We start from the raw sequence: 18,061 nt of genomic DNA, 5'->3' as shown, positions 1-18,061 counted from the left end.
CCCCGCCTCCACCTCGTGACCCCGAGCAGTCCGTACGAGCTGAGAGCATAGGTGGCGATCGACATTCAGAGGGAGGGACTCATGCCCGAGGGCGGGGCGTCCATATCGAACACCGCGCAGGAGGCCGCAGCCGGGACGGAGCGGCCCGACCGCACGGCGCACCGCCGCACCGGGCTCCTGGTCACCTTCCTCCTGGGAAGCCTGACCGCCGTGCCTCCGCTGGCGATGGACATGTACCTCCCGTCCCTGCCGGAGGTCACCCGTTCCCTGCACGCGCCGGCCGCGACCGTCCAGCTCACGCTCACCGCGTGCCTGGCCGGCATGGCGCTCGGGCAGCTCGTGGTCGGGCCCATGAGCGACCGGTGGGGGCGCCGCCGCCCGCTGCTGGCCGGGCTCGCCGTCTTCGTCGTCGCCACCGTGCTGTGCGCCCTCGCCCCCACCGTCGAGCTGCTGGTGGCCTTCCGGCTGGCCCAGGGCCTCGCGGGCGCCGCCGCCATCGTCATCGCCCGGGCCGTCGTGCGCGACCTCTACGACGGCATGGCCATGGCCCGCTTCTTCTCCACCCTCATGCTGATCTCCGGGGTCGCCCCGATCGTGGCACCGCTGATCGGCGGGCAGGTCCTGCGGGTCACGGACTGGCGGGGCGTGTTCGCCGTCCTCACCGTCATCGGTGTGCTGATCGGGGCCCTGGTGTGGGCGCGACTGCCCGAGACGCTGCCGCCCGCCGAGCGCCACGGCGGCGGCGTCGGCGAGGCCCTGCGGGCGATGCGCACCCTGCTCGCCGACCGTTCCTTCACCGGCTACACGCTCACCGGCGGCTTCGCCTTCGCCGCCCTCTTCGCCTACATCTCGGCCTCCCCGTTCGTCATCCAGGAGATCTACGGCGCCTCCCCGCAGACGTTCAGTCTGCTGTTCGGCGTGAACTCCGTCGGGCTGGTCGTCGTCGGCCAGATCAACGGCAAGATCCTCGTCGGCCGGGTCAGTCTCGACCGGGTCCTGGGCCTCGGCCTCGCGGTCGTCATCACCGCCGCGACCGCGCTGCTGCTGATGTCCCTGGGCGTCTTCGGCGAGGTCGGACTGGCGCCCGTCGCCGTCGCGCTGTTCGTGCTGATGTCGGCGATGGGCATCACCCTGCCCAACACCCAGGCGCTCGCCCTGATGCGCACCAAGCACGCCGCCGGTTCCGCTTCGGCCCTGCTCGGCACGTCCTCCTTCCTCATCGGCGCGATCGCCTCCCCGCTCGTCGGTGTCGCCGGGGAGGACACCGCCGTCCCGATGGCCGTCGTCCAACTGGCCGCCGCACTGGTGGCACTGGCCTGCTTCATGGGAATGTGCCGACCCTGGAAGAAGGAGAGCGGCCGCCCGAGCGTGGAGGGAGCAGTCAGCTGAGCGCCAGACTGCGCGACGGCACACCGGAACGGGCCGGACTCGACCCGGCGGAACTGCGCCGGCTCGTCCGGGAGGTCCACGTCCTCACCACCGGGCAGCGTCCCTGGGCGCCGGGCGCCGTCCTGGTCGTCGGACGCGGCCCGGTGATCGCGGTCGAGGAGGCGACGGGCTGGGCCGTGCGCTACGCGTCCTACGACCCCGACGCCGACGCCGGGGTGGAGCTGCCCCCCGAGGACCGGGTCCCGATGACCGTCGGCACGCCCTTCGACCTGGCGTCCCTCACCAAGCTGTTCACGTCCGTGGCCGCCGTGCAGCAGATCGAGCGCGGCACGCTCGGCATCGACGCGAGGGTCGGGGCGTACCTGCCCGACTTCACGGGGGCCGCCCGGCACGGCATCACCGTGCGGCAGCTGCTCACCCACACCTCCGGGCTGCGGCCCGAACTCCCGCTGTACGACTGCGCCGACGACGCGCAGCGGCTGGCGATGCTCCGGGCGGAGGCGCCGGTCGGGGTGCCGGGCACGTACTGCTACTCCGACCTGAACATGCTCCTCCTCCAGTACGTCCTGGAGCGCATCACCGGCCGCACCCTCGACGTCCTCGTCCACGACGGCATCACCCGGCCGCTGGGCATGACGTCGACGGATTTCGGGCCGTGCCCGGGTGCCGCGGCGACGGAGGACCAGCGGCGGCCGTGGGCCAAGGCGGACCGGGGGATGCTGCGGGGCGAGGTCCACGACGAGAACGCCTGGGCGCTGGGGGGCGTGGCCGGCCACGCGGGGCTGTTCTCCACCGGCCGGGACCTCGCGGTGTTCTGCCGCACCCTCCTCGCCGGCGGCTCCCACGGCCCCGCCCGCATCCTCGGACCCGACTTCGTCGAGCTGCTCTTCACCCCGCCGGGCCTCGGGTTCTCCCTCGACCAGCCGTGGTTCATGGGCGACCTGGCGGGCCGCGGCGCGGCGGGCCACACGGGCTTCACGGGCACGTCCCTCGTCCTCGACCCCGCCACGGACACGTTCCTGGTCCTCCTCACCAACGCGGTCCACCCGCGCCGCCGCCGCCCGGACAGCGCCCCGAGGGCCGCGGCGGCATCCCGGGTGGCGCGGGCGGTGCGGTGATTCTCACCGCCGGCCAGGGGGGAGTGGCGGGGTATGACGAGGGGGGAGGCGGGCGGATATGAGCGCCGCCCGTCGCCCGTGCGGTGCCCTCGCGCTGACCGCTGACCGCTGACCGCCGCCCGCCGCCCGCCGCCCGGCGGTGCCCTCGCGCCGCCCGCCGCCCGTGCGGTGCCCCCGCGATCACCGCCGCCCGCCGCCCGTGCGGTGCCCTCGCGCCGCCCGTCGCCCGTGCGGTGCCCTCGTGCTGACCGCCGCCCGTGCGGTGCCCCCGCGATCACCGCCGCCCGCCGCCCGTGCGGGTGCCCCCGCGATCACCGCCGCCCGCGCGGGCCCCACTCCGCCGCCCGTGCACCGCTCGCCGTCGGCCCGAGCGGCCGCTCGCCGCAGGGTGCACCGCCGCCCGGACCGGCGCCGCACCCCCCGTGCGCCTCGTAGAATCGCCGGGTGAACGCCCCCGTACCCCCGGCCGAAAACCTCCGTGCCGCCCTCGCCGGTCTGCTCGACGGGCTGCCGCCCCGGCAGGCCGCGCAGGCGGTCGAGCGGCTGATCGCCAGCTACCGGGGGGCCACCCCGACCGACGCCCCCATCCTGCGGGACCGGGCCGACGTCGCCGCCTACGCCGCCTACCGGATGCCCGCGACCTTCGAGGCCGTGCGCTCCGCGCTGGAGGCGTTCGCGGACGCCGCTCCCGACTGGGTGCCCGGCGGGCACACCGACCTCGGCGGGGGCACGGGCGCCGCGGCCTGGGCCGTGAGCGCGGTCTGGGGCGGCCGGCGGCCCACCACCGTGCTCGACTGGGCCGAGCCCGCGCTCGCCCTGGGGCGCGAGATCGCCGCGGCCAACCCGGAGCTGAGGGACGTCCGCTGGCAGCGCTCCCGGATCGGGGCGGCTCTCTCCCTCGAGAGCACGGACCTCGTCACCGTGTCCTACGTCCTCAACGAGCTGACCGCCCCCGACCGCACCGCCCTCGTCGACGCCGCCGCGGCCGCGGCGCAGGCCGTCGTGATCGTCGAACCCGGCACCCCCGACGGCTACGCCCGCCTCATCGAGGCCCGCGACCGGCTCATCACCGCCGGCTTCCGCATCGCCGCCCCCTGCCCGCACAGCGCCGCCTGCCCCATCGTCCCCGGCACGGACTGGTGCCACTTCTCCGCCCGGGTCAGCCGCTCCTCCCTGCACCGTCAGGTGAAGGGCGGTTCCCTCGCCTACGAGGACGAGAAGTTCGCCTACGTCGCCGCCGCCCGCTTCCCCGTCGAACCGGCTCCCTCCCGGGTCGTCCGGCGCCCCCAGATCCGCAAGGGCCAGGTCCTCCTGGACCTGTGCGAGAGCGAACCGTCCCTGCGCCGCGGCACCGTCACCAAACGCCACGGCGACCTGTACAAGGCCGCACGGGACGCCGACTGGGGAGACGCCTGGCCGCCCTCCTGAGCTTCTGTCAGGTACGCATAAGATCATTTTCGCGCCCTCGGGCGTGAGCAACGCGTACCACTGAAACGGGAGGACCCTTTGAAGAAACTGCTGATCGCTCCGCTGGCGGCGGCGGCCCTGGCCCTGGCCGGGTTCGTGCCGAGCGCGTCCGGCGCGGCGGCCGTCGGGAGCGACGACGTGTCCACCGTCGCGGCCACGGCGCAGTGCAAGAGCCTCACGGCCCTGTCGACCGTTCACGTCCGCAAGTCGGCCAGCACCAGGTCCACCAGCCTGCGCCTCTGGTACAAGGGCACCAAGGGCTGCGACATCAAGGGTGTCGACGGCGGTTCGTACAGGAACACCTGCGGGATAGACAGCTACCACTACTGGCGCAAGGTCAACTACCGCGGCACCGTGGGCTACGTGCCCAACGTGTGCGTGAAGTACTCCTGACCCGCCCAGCGGACCAGCGCGTCCTCCGCCGCCGTCCGGTCGGCGGGGGACAGGTCCGCGAGGTCGGCACCGTGGTTCCCGCCCGGCACCCACAGCACCCGTGCGTCGGGACCGCCGGGGTGGAAGTGCTCGGCCACGGCGGGGTCCTGGGTGCCGTAGACGAACAGCAGCCGGTTGCCGCGGCGGCGGACCCAGCGGTCGATGTCGGGCATGGCGGCCGGGTCGAAGCGCAACGTGATGTCCCGGGGGACGAAACTGCGCGGCTCGGCGGCGCCCGGGTGGCGTAGCAGATCCGCCAGGTGGGCGGTGGGGAGACTGCCGTACCCGAGCTGGGTGCCGATCTGGTACCAGTACGGGATGTAGTTCCGGGCGGTCGTGTCGGCGTACAGGTCCAGGCCCGCCGTGTCGTCCAGCCAGGTGTACAGCTCCTCGGACGTCGCCCCGGGGCCGGGGATCGCGGCCACGTCGGCCGGGGTGCCGCGCTGCCAGAACATGAACGGCGCGCGCAGGACGGCGATTTCGAGTGCCCTGTCGGCGCTGCCGACGAGCCGGAAGGTGTCGCCGGTGGCGGCCGCCCAGGCCTCGTAGCGGGCGACCAGGTCGGCCCGGCGCAGCAGGATCGCCCGCTGGGCCGCCTTGAGGGACTCCCTGGCGGCGGGGGTGCCGACCGTCTCCAGGAAGCGGAGGTACGCGGAGTCGTCCCGGTCGTCGACGTTGCTCGGGGCCGAGTAGACCACCGTGCCGGCCACGTCATGGGGATGGAAGCGGCGGTGGTAGACGCTCGCCATGCCGCCCTTGCTGCCGCCGGTGGAGATCCACGCGCCGGGGTACAGCCGGCGGAAGAGCCGCACGACGCGGTGGTGGTCGTCGGCCGCCTGGCGGACGGTGAGGTGGGTGTAGCCGGGGTCCGCGGGGCGTGAGGCGCCGAAGTAGCGGTGCTCGACCTGGAGTTGGTTGGCGCGGAGCAGGACCGCCGGTTCTGTCCGCCGGGGGGTGAGGACCGCCTGGTAGCCCGTGCTGAGCAGCACGGTGGGGCGGTCGGCGGCGGTGTGGAGCAGGGTGAGGCGCTGCTCGAAGGTGCCGGCGGCGGGGTTCGTGTGGTCGACCGGCTGGCGCAGGCCAAGGACGAAGTGCCGGTACCCCGGCTCGGCGTCCTGCCGCTCCTCGATCAGACGCAGTCCGGGCAGGGCCCGTAAGGCGTCGGCCACGTCGACGTCCCCGGGGCGGGCCGGTGCGGTCGCGGCCCGTGCGGGTCGGGCCGCCACGGTGGCGAGGCCCGCCGCTGAGACGGCCGTGGCCGCCGAGGCGATGAGCCGTCGTCTGGTCCATGTGCTCATGAGCCGAGTCCTCCCGGGCGTCCGTGGGCGGGTGTCCGCCGGTCGCGGGGTCGCGACCGCCTCAGTACATCCGCCGGACAGCCCGGGAGGATCCCGCGCGCGGGGGTCCGCTCTCCCTCGCACGGGGGAGGCTCAGGACGCCGTGCCGGCCGTGCCCTCCTCCTGTGCTTTCCGCTGTCGTTTCTCCTGGAGCGTGCGCAGCAGTTCGCGCTTCTGGGCCTGCGGGTCGAGACCGCCGCCGATCCGGTCGCCCCGGCCGCCGCCGCGCAGCGCCCTGCGGCCGAGGTTCTTGCGCGATCCGCCCACACCCAGCATGTTTCCGGCTCCGCCTCGGGTCATCTCGGGCTCCTTACCCTGACTACCTCATCGTGACGAGACGGTTCGTCTCGTTCGTACGTGCTCCACTGTCCGCGAGACGCTCCGTCTTGTCAACCTGATAAATTCGGGCCATGGCCGTCCAGAAGTCCACCCAGCCCGCTCCCGGCAAGTCCGCCCCCGACTCCACCCGGCGCAGCGAGAAGTCCCGCCGCGCCATCTACGACGCCGCCCTCGCGCTGGTCGTCGAGGTCGGCTACCCGAAGACCACCGTCGAGGGCATCGCCGCCCGCGCCGGTGTCGGCAAGCAGACGATCTACCGCTGGTGGTCGTCCAAGGCGGACGTCCTGATGGAGGCGTTCCTCGACCTGGCCGAGCAGTCCGCGCCGGAGGCCGGGCCCGCGCCGTACACCTTCCCGGACACCGGCGACCTCGCCGCCGACCTCAAGGCCGTCCTGCGGGCCACCGTCGACGAACTGCGCGACCCGAGGTTCGAGGCGCCCTCGCGCGCGCTGGCCGCCGAGGGCGTCGTCAACGAGCAGCTCGGGCGCGAGCTCGTGGCCAAGCTGATGCAGCCCTCACTCGACCTCTACATCACCCGGCTGCGCGCCGCGCAGGACGCCGGCCAGGTGCGGCCCGAGATCGACCCGCGGATCGCCCTGGAGTTCTTCATCTCCCCGCTCGCCCAGCGCTGGCTCCAGCGCACCGGCCCGATCTCCTACGAGTACACCGACACCCTCGTCGACTACGCCCTTCACGGTCTGGCCCCGCGCTGAGCGGCCCGGGCCAGCCGCCCCGGCGCGTCCGTGATCACGCCGCCGCAGCCCAGCGCCAGCACCCGGTCCCGCTGCGCGTCCGTCACCACGGTGTGCGCCCACACCCGGGCGATCCCCGAGTTCACCGCGCGCACCAGGTCCGCGTCGCGCGCCCGGTGGTCCACGTCCAGCAGGTCCACGTACGACCGCCAGCGCTCCGGGCGGTCCGTGCGCAGCTGCTGCGCCGAGCGCCACAACTGCGAGAGCAGCCCGAGGCGGTGGACGCGCCGGGCCACCTCGGGGTCGTTGGAGTTGACGAAGACCGAGCGGGTCAGGCCGCGGGCCCGGATCAGCGCGGCCAGCCGGTCCAGACCGCGCGGATCCTTCGCCTCCAGCATCAGCACGATCCGCCCGCCGAAACGATCCAGCACCTCGGCGACCGTCGGCGGCCGCTCCGACCGCCAGCTCCCGGGCAGCCTGTCCTTCGGGCGCAGCCGTACGCCCTGCCACTCCCGGGCGTCCAGGGCGCGCACCTCGCCGCCCAGGTAGGTGGTGCGGTTCAGGGTCTCGTCGTGGAACACCACCGGCGTGCCGTCGCGCAGCACCCGGGTGTCGAAGTCGAGCACCTGCGCCGTCCCGCGCTCGTAGGCGGCGGCCAGTCCCGCCATGCTGTTCTCGGGGACCTCACGGGCGCCGCCGCGGTGCGCGACGTACGTGATCCGGGGCAGGGCCGCCACGGTCAGCGGCCCCGCGCCCCACTCCAGCGGCGCCGGGGCGCGGCCGCCGGGTCCCGTGAGGGTCAGCGAGACCACGGAAGCCATGGAGGCCAGACCCGTCAGCGCGATCCTTGTGACCATGGCGACCACGGTAGGACGCCATGTCATGGCAAAGCGGGCAATGACACCCGATCGTGGGGGAGAGCGGGGCTCGCCGGTTCTCCCCCCATCGGATGCCCGGTGTACGTTGCGTTCCCTCCTGTCCCCGATGTGGGCACTGGCCCCCCGGTGCGCGGGAAGATGGGACCATGAGGCATGCTGTTCCGCACGACGGCGAGGCGAGGGGATAGATGAGCGCGGAGTTCGGCGGCCGGACCGGCCTGCAGGGCAAATTCACCCAGTGGCTGCGCGCCGGGCGCCGGCCGAAGGAGACCGCCGGGGACGGCGGCCGTGAGGCCCTGCTGCTCGCCGCCGCCGACGCGGGACTGCCTCTCGCGCCCGCCGCCCACCCCTCCGGGTACCGCTGCTCCTGCGACCGGGTCGGCTGTCCCACCCCCGCCCGCCATCCGGTGTCCTTCGCCTGGCAGACGCAGTCCACCACCGACCGCGGCCAGATCGAGCGCTGGGCCCGCCATCAGCCGCAGGCCAACTTCATCACCGCGACCGGCATGGTGCACGACGTCCTCGACGTTCCCCTCGACGCCGGTCGCGACGCGTTGGAGCAGCTGCTCGCCGCCGGGATCGAGGTCGGGCCGGTCGCCGAGAGCGACGACGGCCGCCTGCTCTTCTTCACCCTCACCCGCGGTACGCCCGAGGACGAGGACGAGTGGTGGCCGTGCGAACTGGACTGCCACCCCGAGACGGTGGACGAGCACCCCGGGCTGCGCTGGCACTGCCGGGGCTCCTACGTCCTCGTACCGCCCGCGCGGCTGCCCGGTGAGGGCCGGGCGGTGCGGTGGGTGCGCGGGCCCGAGCACGCGCTGCCGGATCCGCTGAGCCTGCTGGAGGTGCTCACGGAGGTCGGCGGGCGGTACGCCGGTGAGGACTCCGACCACGCCGCCGGGGCTGCCTGGCCCACGCGGCGGCACTGAAGCCGGTCGGCGACCGTACCGTGAGGGCCGCTACGAGCCCTCCGCCGAGGTCAGGCCCTGGATCCGGCCCAGGATCGTCACCGGGCCCCGGCCCTTGGGGTCCAGCGCCACCTCGTTGGAGACGAACTCCATCGTGAGGGACTGCTTGATCTCGCCCTTCGTCAGGGCGAGGACGTCCTTGCCCGGGGCGGGCACGGACGTGCCCGCGTAGGCGGTCTGCTTCTCGTAGTGGCGCGTGGTGAAGAACACCAGCGCCCCGCCGTCCGTCGTGCGCAGCGCCAGCGGTGCGTAGTCGCCGTTCGTCAGCGGCTCGTCGATGTACTGGGTGACCCTGCCCGGCCTCTTGGAGTTCTTCTGGCGCAGGGCACGCCACTGGCTGGTGTGGGCGCCGTCCGCGAAGGTCTCCCCGCCGCTCTTCAGGTACGTCGCGTACGCCCGGCTCAGCTCGCCGGGGCCGGTGGCCAGGTCGGTCGACTCGGCGGGGACGGGCTCGGCCCAGCCGTCGGCGTCCTTCTCGAACTGCGGGACCTTGCCCGGGGCGACGAGCGTCAGGTACGCCACCTGGAACGGGTCGTCGAGGCTGCTGCGGGTGAACACCAGCAGCCAGCGGGCGCTGCCGCCCTTGTTGCCGGCCGCGTCGACGACGAACCAGCGGGGCCAGCCGGCCTTCTTGGGGATGGTGAACTTCGCGTCGGTCAGCTTCAGCGGGGTGTGGTTCGGGTTGCCGGCCGGGTTGTTGGCCTTCCCGGCCTTCAGGCGGGCCGCGTCGATGTCGGCGAGGGCGCCGGTGGTGTGGTCGGCGTCCAGGGTGCCGTCGTAGGCCTTGTCGGCCTCGTTGTACGCGGTCGTGAACTCCTGGAGGGCCTCGGCGGCTTCGGCGCGGGTCGTGGCCGGGAGGATCTCCCGTTCGCCGTGCACCACGACACATCCACTGGCCGTCAGTGACAAAGCGGTCACCGAAATTGCTATGAGGGCGCTCCGGGCGGGCCTGCGGAGCGTACGAGGGTCGCGATCCCTGCTCATCGGGTACCTTCACCTTCCCCTTTCCGGAGGCGAACCCTACCGGGTGCCTCCGGCGGTCGGGCCGGGGGTGGGGTGAGGGCCGGGGGCTTCGGCTGTCGCCGGGTGCGGGCCCGACCGGACTCAGCGTCGGTGACGGTGGGTTGTCACACCTTGTCGCGCACCGGTGTCGGCGTCGTGGTCCGGGCCGGGGCGAGGAACAGAGCCAGGGTCGGGATCAAGTAGAGGAGCCAGACGGCTACTTGGAGCGTGGTGGGGTCCGGCTGGAAGTTGAAGACGCCCTTGAGGAGCGTGCCGTACCAGCTGTCCGGGGGAATCGTGCCGGAGATGTCGAAGGCCTTGTCGGTGAGGCCGGGCAGGAAGTCGGCCTCCTGGAGGTCGTGGAAGCCGTAGGCCAGGACGCCGGCCGCGACGACCACCAGCATGCCGCCGGTCCAGGTGAAGAACTTCGCCAGGTTGATGCGCAGCGCGCCCCGGTAGAACAGCCAGCCCAGGAGGATCGCCGTCAGGAGGCCGAGGGCGACGCCGAGCAGGGGGCGGGGCGTGCCGTCGCTCGCCGCGTGGACCGAGGCCCAGACGAACAGGGCCGTCTCCAGGCCCTCGCGGCCCACCGCGAGGAAGGCCGTCGCGACCAGCGCGCCCGTGCCCATCGCCAGCGCCGCGTCCAGCCTGCCGTGCAGTTCCGACTTGAGGTGACGGGCCGTGCGGCGCATCCAGAACACCATCCACGTCACCAGGGCGACCGCGAGGATCGACAGCGAACCGCCGAGTGCCTCCTGCGCCTGGAACGTCAGTTCCTGGGAGCCGAATTCGAGGGCGCAGCCGAAGCCGAACGCGAGGGCCACCGCCACGCCGATGCCCGCCCAGATCGGCTTCAGGGCGTCCCTGCGGTCCGTCTTGACCAGGTAGGCGATGAGGATGCAGACGACGAGGCTCGCCTCCAGGCCCTCGCGCAGACCGATCAGGTAGTTGGAGAACACGGGCTCAGGCCTCCTTGGAGAACAGCGTCCGGCCCCACCAGTCGTCCTGGTCGCGGACGCCCGGCGGGACGGCGAAGAGGGCCGAACCCACGTGCTGGATGTACTCGTTGAGCGCGTCCGCGGCCAGGCTGCGCTGGATCGGGATGAAGCCCTTGCGGACGTCCCGCTGGTAGGCCAGGAAGAACAGGCCCGCGTCCAGGCGGCCGAGGCCGTCCGTGCCGTCCGTGAAGGAGTAGCCGCGGCGCAGGATCGTCGCCCCGTGGTTGGTGTCGGGGTGTGCGAGCCGGACGTGCGCGTCGGGCTTCATCGCCTTCAGGAACGGCTCGTCGCGCTCCTTGGCCTTGCCGACCGGCGCGCCCTCGCCCTTGTCGCGGCCGAAGATGTCCTCCTGCTCCTGGAGCGAGGTGCGGTCCCAGGTCTCGATGTGCATGCGGATGCGTCGGGCGACGAGGTAGGAGCCGCCCCGCATCCACGCCGGACCGTCCTTGTCGTCCACCCAGACGAACTTCTTCAGACGGTCCGTCTCGGTGCCCGCGATGTTGCGGGTGCCGTCCTTGAAGCCCATCAGGTTGCGTGGTGTCTGCGCCTCGGGTGTCGTCGAGGACGTCTTGCCGAAGCCGAGCTGCGACCAGCGGATGACGACCTTGCCGAAGCCGATGCGGGCCAGGTTGCGCACGGCGTGGACCGCGACCTGGGGGTCGTCGGCGCAGGCCTGGATGCACAGGTCGCCGCCGCTGCGGGCCTTGTCGAGGTTGTCGCCCGCGAACTTCGGCAGGTCGACCAGGGCCTCCGGGCGGCGGTCCGCGAGGTCGAACTTCTCGAACAGGGACGGGCCGAAGCCGATGGTGAGGGTCAGGCGGGAGGGCTTCAGGCCCAGTGCCTCGCCGGTGTCGTCCGGGGGCGCCTCGGCCAGACCGCCGTAGGCGCCCTCGCCGACGGCGTGCCCGGCCGTCATGCGCCGGGCGGCCGCCGTCCAGTCCTTCAGCAGCTGAACGAAGGCCTCACGGTCGTCGGTCGTCACGTCGAACGCGGCGAAGTGCAGGCGGTCCTGGACGGGGGTGGCGATGCCCGCCTGGTGCGGGCCGTGGAAGGCGATCGCCGAGCCGGCCGGTTCGGTGTCGTCCTCGGTGCGGGCCATCGCCACCGCGCCGCCTGCCGCGGCCGCGCCGAGGGCCAGGCCGGCGCCGCCCCAGCCGAGCAGGGAACGGCGGCTGGGGGAGGGGGAGGGGGAGGGGGTGGTCTCGTCCGTCATCGTGGCCCCGCTACTTCACCACGGCCGCGGCGAGCTTCGACAGCGGTTCCGCCAGGGCGTTGACCGCGTCCGAGAGCTCCTTGCGGTCGGCCTTGCCGACCTTGTCGTAGGAGGTGAAGTCGTACGACGTCGTGTTCGGGCGGTACTGGTCGAGCAGCTTGTCCAGGGCGGCGAACTGCTCGTCGAGTTCGGTGACCAGAGCCGCGTCGTTCTCCTTGGCGACCGGCTTCAGCAGGTCGTACGACTTCTGCGCGCCCTCGACGTTGGCCTTGAAGTCGACCAGGTCGGTGTGCGAGTAGCGCTCCTCCTCGCCGGTGACCTTGCCGGTGGCGACCTCGTCGAGGAGTTCCTTGGCGCCGTTGGCCATGGAGGTCGGGGTGATCTCGGCCTTGCCGACCCGGTTCTGCCAGTCCTTCAGGTCGGTGATGAGCCGGCCGGCGAGTTCCTTCTCGCGGTCGCCGATCTTCTTGTCCTGCCAGAGGGCCTTCTCCAGGCGGTGCCAGCCCGTCCAGTCGGTGGCGGGGTCCTGGCCGTCCTCCAGACCGTCCTCGCGGACGTCGACCTTGGGGTCGATGTCGCCGAACGACTCGGCAACCGGCTCGGTGCGCTCCCAGCCGATGCGGGAGGGCGCGTACGCCTTCTTCGCCGCTTCGAGGTCGCCGTCCTTGACGGCCTCGGCGAACGCCTCGGCCTTCGGCAGCGTCTCGTCGGCCTGCTGCTGCGCGTAGGCGCGGTAGGCCGCCACGGCCTTGTCCAGACGCGGGTCGCGCTTGACGGCCTTGCCGCCGGTGGCCTTGACGGCCTGGCGGATGCCGTCGCCCTTCATGCCCGGCTTGCAGGCGATCTGGTAGTCACCGGCCTTCACCTCGGCGGTGACCCGCTGCTTGGTGCCGGGGCCTATGTTCTCCCGCTCGGTGACCACACGGTCGTCGGGGAAGAGGACGTAGACCTCGGTGACCTTGGAGCCCTTGTTCTCGACGGCCAGCTCGACGTGCCCGGCGGGGAACTCCTTCTTCGACACCTCGCACTTGTCGTCCGTCGCCGTCACGTTGATGACGTGGTCGCCGTCCTTCGCGTCGCTCTTCTCGGTGCAGCCGGTGACGGCGGCCAGGGCCGCCGCGGCGGCGATGACGACGGAAGCGGGACGGGCGGGTCGCATATGGGCTCCAGGAGACAGGAAGGTGAGGCTCACCTAAGACAGCACATAAGGATTACCTAAGTGGCTAAAAATCGCCCCCATGATTGGGTCAAGGGAGGGTCAAAGGTCGCTGCGCCCCCTGCGTCACCGGCGTGCGCCCCTCTCCGGCGGTGCTGCCGCCCGGGACGACCGGCCGCCCCGGCGATGTGAGAATTCCCCTCGTGACTGACTACGACGTGCTGCGCGTCTTCTGTGGACCGAACGGTGGGTACGGCAACGAGCTCGGAGTCGTGCGCGAAGGGTCCGTGATGCCTGAGCGGGACGAGCGGCAGGCGTTCGCCGCGAAGGTCGGGTTCAGCGAGACCGTGTTCGTCGACGACCCCGAGCGCGGAGTGATCGACATCTACACGCCGACGCTGCGGCTGCCCTTCGCCGGGCATCCCTGCGTGGGGGCGGCATGGCTGCTGGACGTGCCCGAGCTCGTCACGCCCGCCGGAGTGGTCGGTGCCCGGCAGGACGGGGAGTTCTGCTGGATCGAGGCCCGCGCGGAGTGGGTGCCGGCGCGGACGCTGCGGCAGTACGGCACGGCCGCCGAGGTCGACGACCTGGCCGTGCCGCCGCCCGGGGAGTGGGTGTACGCCTGGGCGTGGGAGGACGAGCCCGCCGGGCGGATCCGGGCCCGGGCCTTCCCCGGCCGGGGCGACGGCATCGACGAGGACGAGGCGACCGGGGCCGCGGCCCTGCTGCTCACCGACCGGCTCGGCCGGGCCCTCAACATCACCCAGGGCGCGGGCTCGCAGATCCTGACCGCGCCTCAGCCGGGCGGGTGGACCGAGGTCGGCGGCCGGGTCCATCTGGAACGCTGACCCGGGCGGAGCGCGTCCGTACGGGTGGAACAGCGTGTGTGCGAGGCGGTGAACGGGGACCTCTGGGCGTGACCAAGCACCACCGCGAGAGGAATCTCATGCGCATTCGATCCGCTCTGGCCGTCGCCGCCCTCACCGCCGCCCTGTCCGCCGCCGGTGCGGCGACGGCCTCCGCCGACGACGACGGTCACGAGTACCGCGACGACCACCACGTGGCGTGCAGCCCGTACTTCGGCGAGCTCGAGGCCGAGACCGCCGAGATCGAGTGGGGCGGGGCCGTCTGCCACAACGGCCCGTTCGACATCTGAGCGGCACAGGACCGGCTGACTCCCGAGCCGGCACCCGGGGCTCCCTCGCCGCGCGCGAGGGGGCCCCGCCCGTTCACGCCGTCAGGGGGAACTCCTCGGCCAGCGCCTCGAACATCTTGTTGTTCAGCCCGTACGCCCGCTTGCACTCGGCCACGATCCGCTGCCGCTCCAGTTCGTCACCGGGCACCGCGTCCAGCAGCGCGCAGTAAGTGCGCTTGAAGGCGGCCGGGTTGGGGATCTCCTCGAAGACGTAGAAGCGGACCCCGTCGCCCTTCTTCGAAAAGCCCCACGTCTTCTCGGCCGTGTCGCGGATGATCTGCCCGCCGGAGAGGTCGCCGAGGTAGCGGGTGTAGTGGTGGGCGATGTAGCCGGCCGGCCAGGTGCGGGCGCATGCGGTGATCCGCTCCGCGTACTCCAGCGTGGCCGGCAGCGCGTCGGCCGTCGTGCGCCAGCCGGGGCCGCGCAGATGCTCCAAATCCCGCTCCAGCTCCGTCACGCGGAACAGCTCCGGGCGGACGAAGGGGCCGGCCACCGGGTCACCGGCCAGCTGCCGGGCGCCGGACTCCAGCGCGCCGTACACGAACCACAGCTGCTCCGTGTAGCGCGCGTACGCGTCGACCCCCAGCCTGTGCGCCAGCAGGTCGCTGATGAAGGTCGAGCCCCTGACCTCCTCGTGCTGCTCGCGGGAGGCGGTCCGAAGGAGCGTCGAGAAGGATTCCATGGGCACACTTTCCGAGGTTAGGCTTACCTAAGTCAAGCCTCTTGCCGACCGGATGTCGGTAAACTTCCCGACGAGGCGTCGGTAAAAACCTGTGACGCCGGACCCATGCGAGAAAAAACGGCCCGCCCTCCGGGGAGAGCGGGCCGAGCGGTGGTCTGCGGGGCGGGCTACGGCAGCGTGAGGATCTCCGCGCCCGTGTCCGTCACCACCAGCGTGTGCTCGAACTGGGCCGTCCGCTTGCGGTCCTTCGTGACGACCGTCCAGCCGTCGTCCCACATGTCGTACTCGTGCGTCCCCAGCGTCAGCATCGGCTCGATCGTGAACGTCATGCCGGGCTGGATCACCGTCGTCGCGTGCGGACTGTCGTAGTGCGGGATGATCAGGCCCGAGTGGAACGACGAGTTGATGCCGTGCCCCGTGAAGTCCCGGACCACGCCGTAGCCGAAGCGCTTGGCGTACGACTCGATGACCCGGCCGATGATGTTGATCTGCCGGCCCGGCCTGACCGCCTTGATGGCCCGCTCCAGGGACTCCCGGGTCCGCTCCACCAGCAGCCGCGACTGCTCGTCGACGTCACCCACCAGGTACGTGGCGTTGTTGTCGCCGTGCACACCGCCGATGTACGCCGTCACGTCGAGGTTGACGATGTCGCCGTCGCGCAGCACGGTCGAGTCCGGGATGCCGTGGCAGATGACCTCGTTGACGCTCGTGCACAGCGACTTCGGGAAGCCGCGGTAGCCCAGCGTCGAGGGGTAGGCGCCGTGGTCGCACATGTACTCGTGCGCCACCTTGTCCAACTCGTCCGTGGTCACCCCGGGGGCGATCAGCTTCGCGGCCTCCGCCATCGCCCGGGCGGCGATCCGGCCGGCCACGCGCATCGCCTCGATGGTCTCGGGCGTCTGCACCTCCGGTCCGGTGTACGGCGTCGGCGCGGGCTTGCCGACGTACTCGGGACGGCGGATGTTTCCGGGCACGGAACGGGTGGGGGACAGCTCCCCTGGGACGAGCAGCGACTGGCCAGACATGCCAGCGAGTCTAACCAGCGGCCATGGGGGAACATGTCGAAGGCGAGAGGAGCTGGTCATGGCCCTGTTCAAGAAGCGGACGGTCGGCAAGCCGGGTGAGTGGTACTACTGCCTGGAGCACAAGAAGGTCGAGGAGGGGCCGGAGTGCCCCAACAAGGACCGGTTCGGGCCGTACGCCTCCCGCCCGGAGGCCGAACACGCGATGGCGACCGCCCGTGAGCGCAACCTCCAGTGGGAGAACGACCCCAAGTGGCACGACGCCCCGGCGGGCGGCCGGGACGACGAGAGCTGATCCCACCGGCGCCCGGGGCCGCGGCTGCCGCGGCCCCGGGCGTGCGTGACGTCCGGGTGCCGCTCCCGGGTCACCAGCGGGCCGGTGGCGGTGCCGTCAGGTGTTCCGCCAGCCGCGCCATCCGGTCCCGGAAACGGTGCCGCCCCCGCGGGGTCGGCAGGGCGTTCTCCCCGGCCGCCGCGCTCACCAGGTGCTGCACCGTGTCGAGGTCCAGCTCCGAGCCGTCGGGGACGGGCAGGGTCTCGTGCGCCACGGACGGAAGCTCCCCCCGGCCCGGGCCGAGGGCCAGGACCGTCGCACCGGCACGGCGCGCGTCCGACACCCGTTCGAGGAGTGGCGCGGCGGGGCCCCCGGGGGCCACCACCAGCAGGGTCTCGCCCCGCCGGGCCGCCTCCAGCCGGCCCAGACCGACCGCCAGGTGCGCCGGATCCGAGGGGCGGGCGGCGTGCCGCACCAGCGTCGGGGCCAGCTCCGGCGTGCCCGACCAGGCGGCCTCGTCCACCAGATGAGCGGCGAGATGCCAGGGCTCGTACTCCGGGGTGCCGACGAGCAGCAGCCCGCCCCCGTGCGACACCACCGAGCCGCGCAGCGCCCCCGCGAACCGCCGGGTGGCCCCCAGCCACTCCGTCCCGGCGAGCACTTCCCGCAGCAGTGCGACCCGTACCGCATCCATGGGGTCGCATCCTGCCCCGATCGGGCACTCGTGACGTGGAGTTCACCACGCATTCGCCCGGCCTGGGTAGGCCGACCGGTCACGCGTACCACTGTCGAACGACCGGAGGAACCCGTCGATGACCGAGACCAGCGTCCCCTTCCGCGCCGGACAGGAGGGGTACGCCAGTTTCCGTATCCCCGCCGTCGTCGCCACCGGCACCGGTGACCTGCTCGCCTTCTGCGAGGGCCGGGTCGGCTCCCGGGACGACTTCGGGAACATCGACATCGTTCTCAAACGCTCCTCGGACGGCGGCCGCACCTGGGGCCAGCTCCAGATCGCCGCGCACCACGGCGACGCCCTCGCCGGCAACCCGGCCCCGGTCGTCCTCGACACCGGCCGCGTCCTTCTGGTGCACGTGCGCAACGCGGCCTCCGCCACCGAGGACGCCATCCGGCGCGGCACGGTGAGCGCGGCGGACGGGCGCCGGGTATGGGTGCGGCACAGCGACGACGAGGGCCGCACCTGGTCGGCGCCGAGGGAGATCACCCGGGAGACCAAGCGGCCCGAGTGGCGCTGGTACGCCACCAGTCCCGGCCACGCGATCCAGCTGAGCACCGGCAGGGTCGTCGTCCCCGCCAACCACTCCCTGCCGCCCACCGGCACGGACAACGGCACCGAGGGCCGGTACAACGGCGGCCACTGCCTGCTCAGCGACGACCGGGGAGCGACCTGGCGCATCGGCTACGTCGACGACAACACCGACGGCTACATCAACGCCAACGAGACCACCGCCGCCGAACTCCCCGACGGGCGCGTCTACTTCAACACCCGCAACGACTCGCCTTCTCCCGGCACGCGGGCTGACGCCCACTCGGCCGACGGCGGACAGACCCTGGTGAAGCCCTTCCGCCCGCAGGCCGGACTCGTCGCCCCCGTCTGCCAGGCCGCCGTCCTCCAGCTCCACGACCCCGGCCTGCTGCTCTGCTCCGGCCCCGCCGACCCGGGTTTCCGCGCCCTGATGACGATCCGCGTCTCCACCGACGGCGGCACCACCTGGCGCCCGGCGTACACGGTGGACGGCCTGCCCGCCGCCTACTCGGATCTCGTACGGATCGACGCGGACACCGTGGGCCTGCTGTACGAGACCGGCGACTTCGGCGCCTACGAGACGATCACCTTCCGGCGGGTGCCCGTGACGGAGCTGACCTGAGCCGAGGGGAGCG

The 18,061-nt window shown here is 72.6% G+C and carries 20 protein-coding genes; 10 read left to right on the top strand and 10 right to left on the bottom strand.

Features of this window, described 5'->3' with window-relative positions:
- Positions 1-81: 81 nt before the first annotated feature.
- The 4 genes from ACFY9E_RS08130 (at position 82) to ACFY9E_RS08115 (ending at position 4,367) form a co-directional block, all read left to right on the top strand.
- Positions 82-1,389, top strand: coding sequence for a Bcr/CflA family efflux MFS transporter (locus ACFY9E_RS08130; protein WP_390980574.1), 1,308 nt, complete (start codon positions 82-84; stop codon positions 1,387-1,389).
- Positions 1,332-2,507 (top strand): serine hydrolase, encoded by a 1,176-nt coding sequence (locus ACFY9E_RS08125; RefSeq protein WP_390980572.1) that lies wholly within the window; start codon positions 1,332-1,334, stop codon positions 2,505-2,507. Before ACFY9E_RS08130 ends, ACFY9E_RS08125 begins: the two co-directional genes overlap by 58 nt.
- Before the next feature lie 444 nt (positions 2,508-2,951).
- Entirely contained in the window at positions 2,952-3,935 is a 984-nt protein-coding gene (locus tag ACFY9E_RS08120; protein WP_390980571.1) for a small ribosomal subunit Rsm22 family protein, read from the top strand.
- A 78-nt stretch (positions 3,936-4,013) separates the two neighbouring features.
- Positions 4,014-4,367 carry a hypothetical protein gene (locus ACFY9E_RS08115; RefSeq protein ID WP_390980570.1) on the top strand — a complete coding sequence of 118 codons (354 nt, stop codon included), beginning with the start codon at positions 4,014-4,016 and terminating at the stop codon, positions 4,365-4,367.
- Here ACFY9E_RS08115 and ACFY9E_RS08110 read toward each other — a convergent pair.
- Entirely contained in the window at positions 4,334-5,704 is a 1,371-nt protein-coding gene (locus tag ACFY9E_RS08110) for a S28 family serine protease (RefSeq protein WP_390980568.1), read from the bottom strand. The two genes, ACFY9E_RS08115 and ACFY9E_RS08110, sit on opposite strands and share 34 nt — an antisense overlap.
- A 132-nt stretch (positions 5,705-5,836) precedes the next feature.
- Positions 5,837-6,043: a DUF6243 family protein gene (locus ACFY9E_RS08105; protein WP_390980566.1), complete on the bottom strand. Its 207-nt coding sequence runs from the start codon at positions 6,041-6,043 to the stop codon at positions 5,837-5,839.
- A 110-nt stretch (positions 6,044-6,153) separates the two neighbouring features.
- Between ACFY9E_RS08105 and ACFY9E_RS08100 the strand changes: the two genes are divergently transcribed.
- On the top strand, positions 6,154-6,795 hold the full coding sequence (locus ACFY9E_RS08100; RefSeq protein WP_390980564.1) for a TetR/AcrR family transcriptional regulator C-terminal ligand-binding domain-containing protein: 642 nt from the start codon (positions 6,154-6,156) through the stop codon (positions 6,793-6,795).
- Here the strand turns inward: ACFY9E_RS08100 and ACFY9E_RS08095 are convergent.
- Complete coding sequence (locus ACFY9E_RS08095; protein ID WP_390980562.1) at positions 6,774-7,631, bottom strand: glycerophosphodiester phosphodiesterase family protein; 858 nt, start codon at positions 7,629-7,631, stop codon at positions 6,774-6,776. The two genes, ACFY9E_RS08100 and ACFY9E_RS08095, sit on opposite strands and share 22 nt — an antisense overlap.
- A 209-nt stretch (positions 7,632-7,840) precedes the next feature.
- Between ACFY9E_RS08095 and ACFY9E_RS08090 the strand changes: the two genes are divergently transcribed.
- Positions 7,841-8,581: a bifunctional DNA primase/polymerase gene (locus ACFY9E_RS08090; protein ID WP_390980560.1), complete on the top strand. Its 741-nt coding sequence runs from the start codon at positions 7,841-7,843 to the stop codon at positions 8,579-8,581.
- 30 nt (positions 8,582-8,611) lie between these two features.
- Here ACFY9E_RS08090 and ACFY9E_RS08085 read toward each other — a convergent pair whose 3' ends face one another.
- The 4 genes from ACFY9E_RS08085 to efeO all read right to left on the bottom strand — a co-directional run bounded on the left by ACFY9E_RS08085 (position 8,612) and on the right by efeO (position 12,992).
- Positions 8,612-9,604, bottom strand: coding sequence for a hypothetical protein (locus ACFY9E_RS08085; RefSeq protein WP_390980559.1), 993 nt, complete (start codon positions 9,602-9,604; stop codon positions 8,612-8,614).
- A gap of 143 nt (positions 9,605-9,747) precedes the next feature.
- Positions 9,748-10,581, bottom strand: coding sequence for an iron uptake transporter permease EfeU (gene efeU / locus ACFY9E_RS08080; protein ID WP_390980557.1), 834 nt, complete (start codon positions 10,579-10,581; stop codon positions 9,748-9,750).
- 4 nt (positions 10,582-10,585) lie between these two features.
- Complete coding sequence (gene efeB, locus ACFY9E_RS08075; RefSeq protein WP_390980555.1) at positions 10,586-11,833, bottom strand: iron uptake transporter deferrochelatase/peroxidase subunit; 1,248 nt, start codon at positions 11,831-11,833, stop codon at positions 10,586-10,588.
- A 10-nt stretch (positions 11,834-11,843) separates the two neighbouring features.
- Positions 11,844-12,992 (bottom strand): iron uptake system protein EfeO, encoded by a 1,149-nt coding sequence (gene efeO / locus ACFY9E_RS08070; RefSeq protein ID WP_390980553.1) that lies wholly within the window; start codon positions 12,990-12,992, stop codon positions 11,844-11,846.
- A gap of 200 nt (positions 12,993-13,192) precedes the next feature.
- Here efeO and ACFY9E_RS08065 point away from each other — a divergent pair, with 200 nt between their 5' ends.
- Both ACFY9E_RS08065 and ACFY9E_RS08060 read left to right on the top strand, forming a co-directional pair.
- Complete coding sequence (locus tag ACFY9E_RS08065; RefSeq protein WP_390980551.1) at positions 13,193-13,837, top strand: PhzF family phenazine biosynthesis protein; 645 nt, start codon at positions 13,193-13,195, stop codon at positions 13,835-13,837.
- A 98-nt stretch (positions 13,838-13,935) separates the two neighbouring features.
- A complete protein-coding gene (locus tag ACFY9E_RS08060; RefSeq protein ID WP_390980549.1) occupies positions 13,936-14,145 on the top strand; it encodes a hypothetical protein in 210 nt (69 codons plus the stop codon).
- A gap of 73 nt (positions 14,146-14,218) precedes the next feature.
- Here ACFY9E_RS08060 and ACFY9E_RS08055 read toward each other — a convergent pair whose 3' ends face one another.
- Entirely contained in the window at positions 14,219-14,866 is a 648-nt protein-coding gene (locus ACFY9E_RS08055; protein ID WP_390980547.1) for a biliverdin-producing heme oxygenase, read from the bottom strand.
- Positions 14,867-15,033: 167 nt separating this feature from the next.
- Positions 15,034-15,891, bottom strand: coding sequence for a type I methionyl aminopeptidase (map, locus tag ACFY9E_RS08050; protein ID WP_390980545.1), 858 nt, complete (start codon positions 15,889-15,891; stop codon positions 15,034-15,036).
- Positions 15,892-15,949: 58 nt separating this feature from the next.
- Here map and ACFY9E_RS08045 point away from each other — a divergent pair, with 58 nt between their 5' ends.
- On the top strand, positions 15,950-16,183 hold the full coding sequence (locus ACFY9E_RS08045; protein WP_390980543.1) for a hypothetical protein: 234 nt from the start codon (positions 15,950-15,952) through the stop codon (positions 16,181-16,183).
- 70 nt (positions 16,184-16,253) lie between these two features.
- Here the strand turns inward: ACFY9E_RS08045 and ACFY9E_RS08040 are convergent, their stop codons facing one another.
- The gene (locus ACFY9E_RS08040) at positions 16,254-16,856 is read right to left on the bottom strand and encodes a hypothetical protein (protein ID WP_390980541.1); all 603 of its coding nucleotides are present in this window, start codon (positions 16,854-16,856) and stop codon (positions 16,254-16,256) included.
- Between the two features lie 118 nt (positions 16,857-16,974).
- Here ACFY9E_RS08040 and ACFY9E_RS08035 point away from each other — a divergent pair, with 118 nt between their 5' ends.
- Positions 16,975-18,048 carry an exo-alpha-sialidase gene (locus ACFY9E_RS08035; RefSeq protein ID WP_390980539.1) on the top strand — a complete coding sequence of 358 codons (1,074 nt, stop codon included), beginning with the start codon at positions 16,975-16,977 and terminating at the stop codon, positions 18,046-18,048.
- The last annotated feature ends 13 nt before the right edge of the window (positions 18,049-18,061 follow it).

This window comes from Streptomyces sp. NPDC012466, from assembly GCF_042955215.1.
Classification (GTDB): domain Bacteria; phylum Actinomycetota; class Actinomycetes; order Streptomycetales; family Streptomycetaceae; genus Streptomyces.
This window is presented reverse-complemented; position numbering and strand designations above follow the sequence as displayed.

Excerpts from the sequence above, each read along its gene's own strand:
- ACFY9E_RS08090 (WP_390980560.1), top strand. The coding sequence starts at position 7,841 with ATGAGCGCGGAGTTCGGCGGCCGGACCGGCCTGCAGGGCAAATTCACC.
- map (WP_390980545.1), bottom strand. The coding sequence starts at position 15,891 with ATGTCTGGCCAGTCGCTGCTCGTCCCAGGGGAGCTGTCCCCCACCCGT.
- efeO (WP_390980553.1), bottom strand. The coding sequence starts at position 12,992 with ATGCGACCCGCCCGTCCCGCTTCCGTCGTCATCGCCGCCGCGGCGGCC.
- efeB (WP_390980555.1), bottom strand. The coding sequence starts at position 11,833 with ATGACGGACGAGACCACCCCCTCCCCCTCCCCCTCCCCCAGCCGCCGT.
- ACFY9E_RS08130 (WP_390980574.1), top strand. The coding sequence starts at position 82 with ATGCCCGAGGGCGGGGCGTCCATATCGAACACCGCGCAGGAGGCCGCA.
- ACFY9E_RS08105 (WP_390980566.1), bottom strand. The coding sequence starts at position 6,043 with ATGACCCGAGGCGGAGCCGGAAACATGCTGGGTGTGGGCGGATCGCGC.
- ACFY9E_RS08055 (WP_390980547.1), bottom strand. The coding sequence starts at position 14,866 with ATGGAATCCTTCTCGACGCTCCTTCGGACCGCCTCCCGCGAGCAGCAC.
- ACFY9E_RS08035 (WP_390980539.1), top strand. The coding sequence starts at position 16,975 with ATGACCGAGACCAGCGTCCCCTTCCGCGCCGGACAGGAGGGGTACGCC.
- ACFY9E_RS08040 (WP_390980541.1), bottom strand. The coding sequence starts at position 16,856 with ATGGATGCGGTACGGGTCGCACTGCTGCGGGAAGTGCTCGCCGGGACG.
- ACFY9E_RS08095 (WP_390980562.1), bottom strand. The coding sequence starts at position 7,631 with ATGGTCACAAGGATCGCGCTGACGGGTCTGGCCTCCATGGCTTCCGTG.
- ACFY9E_RS08100 (WP_390980564.1), top strand. The coding sequence starts at position 6,154 with ATGGCCGTCCAGAAGTCCACCCAGCCCGCTCCCGGCAAGTCCGCCCCC.
- ACFY9E_RS08110 (WP_390980568.1), bottom strand. The coding sequence starts at position 5,704 with ATGAGCACATGGACCAGACGACGGCTCATCGCCTCGGCGGCCACGGCC.
- ACFY9E_RS08085 (WP_390980559.1), bottom strand. The coding sequence starts at position 9,604 with ATGAGCAGGGATCGCGACCCTCGTACGCTCCGCAGGCCCGCCCGGAGC.
- ACFY9E_RS08045 (WP_390980543.1), top strand. The coding sequence starts at position 15,950 with ATGGCCCTGTTCAAGAAGCGGACGGTCGGCAAGCCGGGTGAGTGGTAC.
- ACFY9E_RS08060 (WP_390980549.1), top strand. The coding sequence starts at position 13,936 with ATGCGCATTCGATCCGCTCTGGCCGTCGCCGCCCTCACCGCCGCCCTG.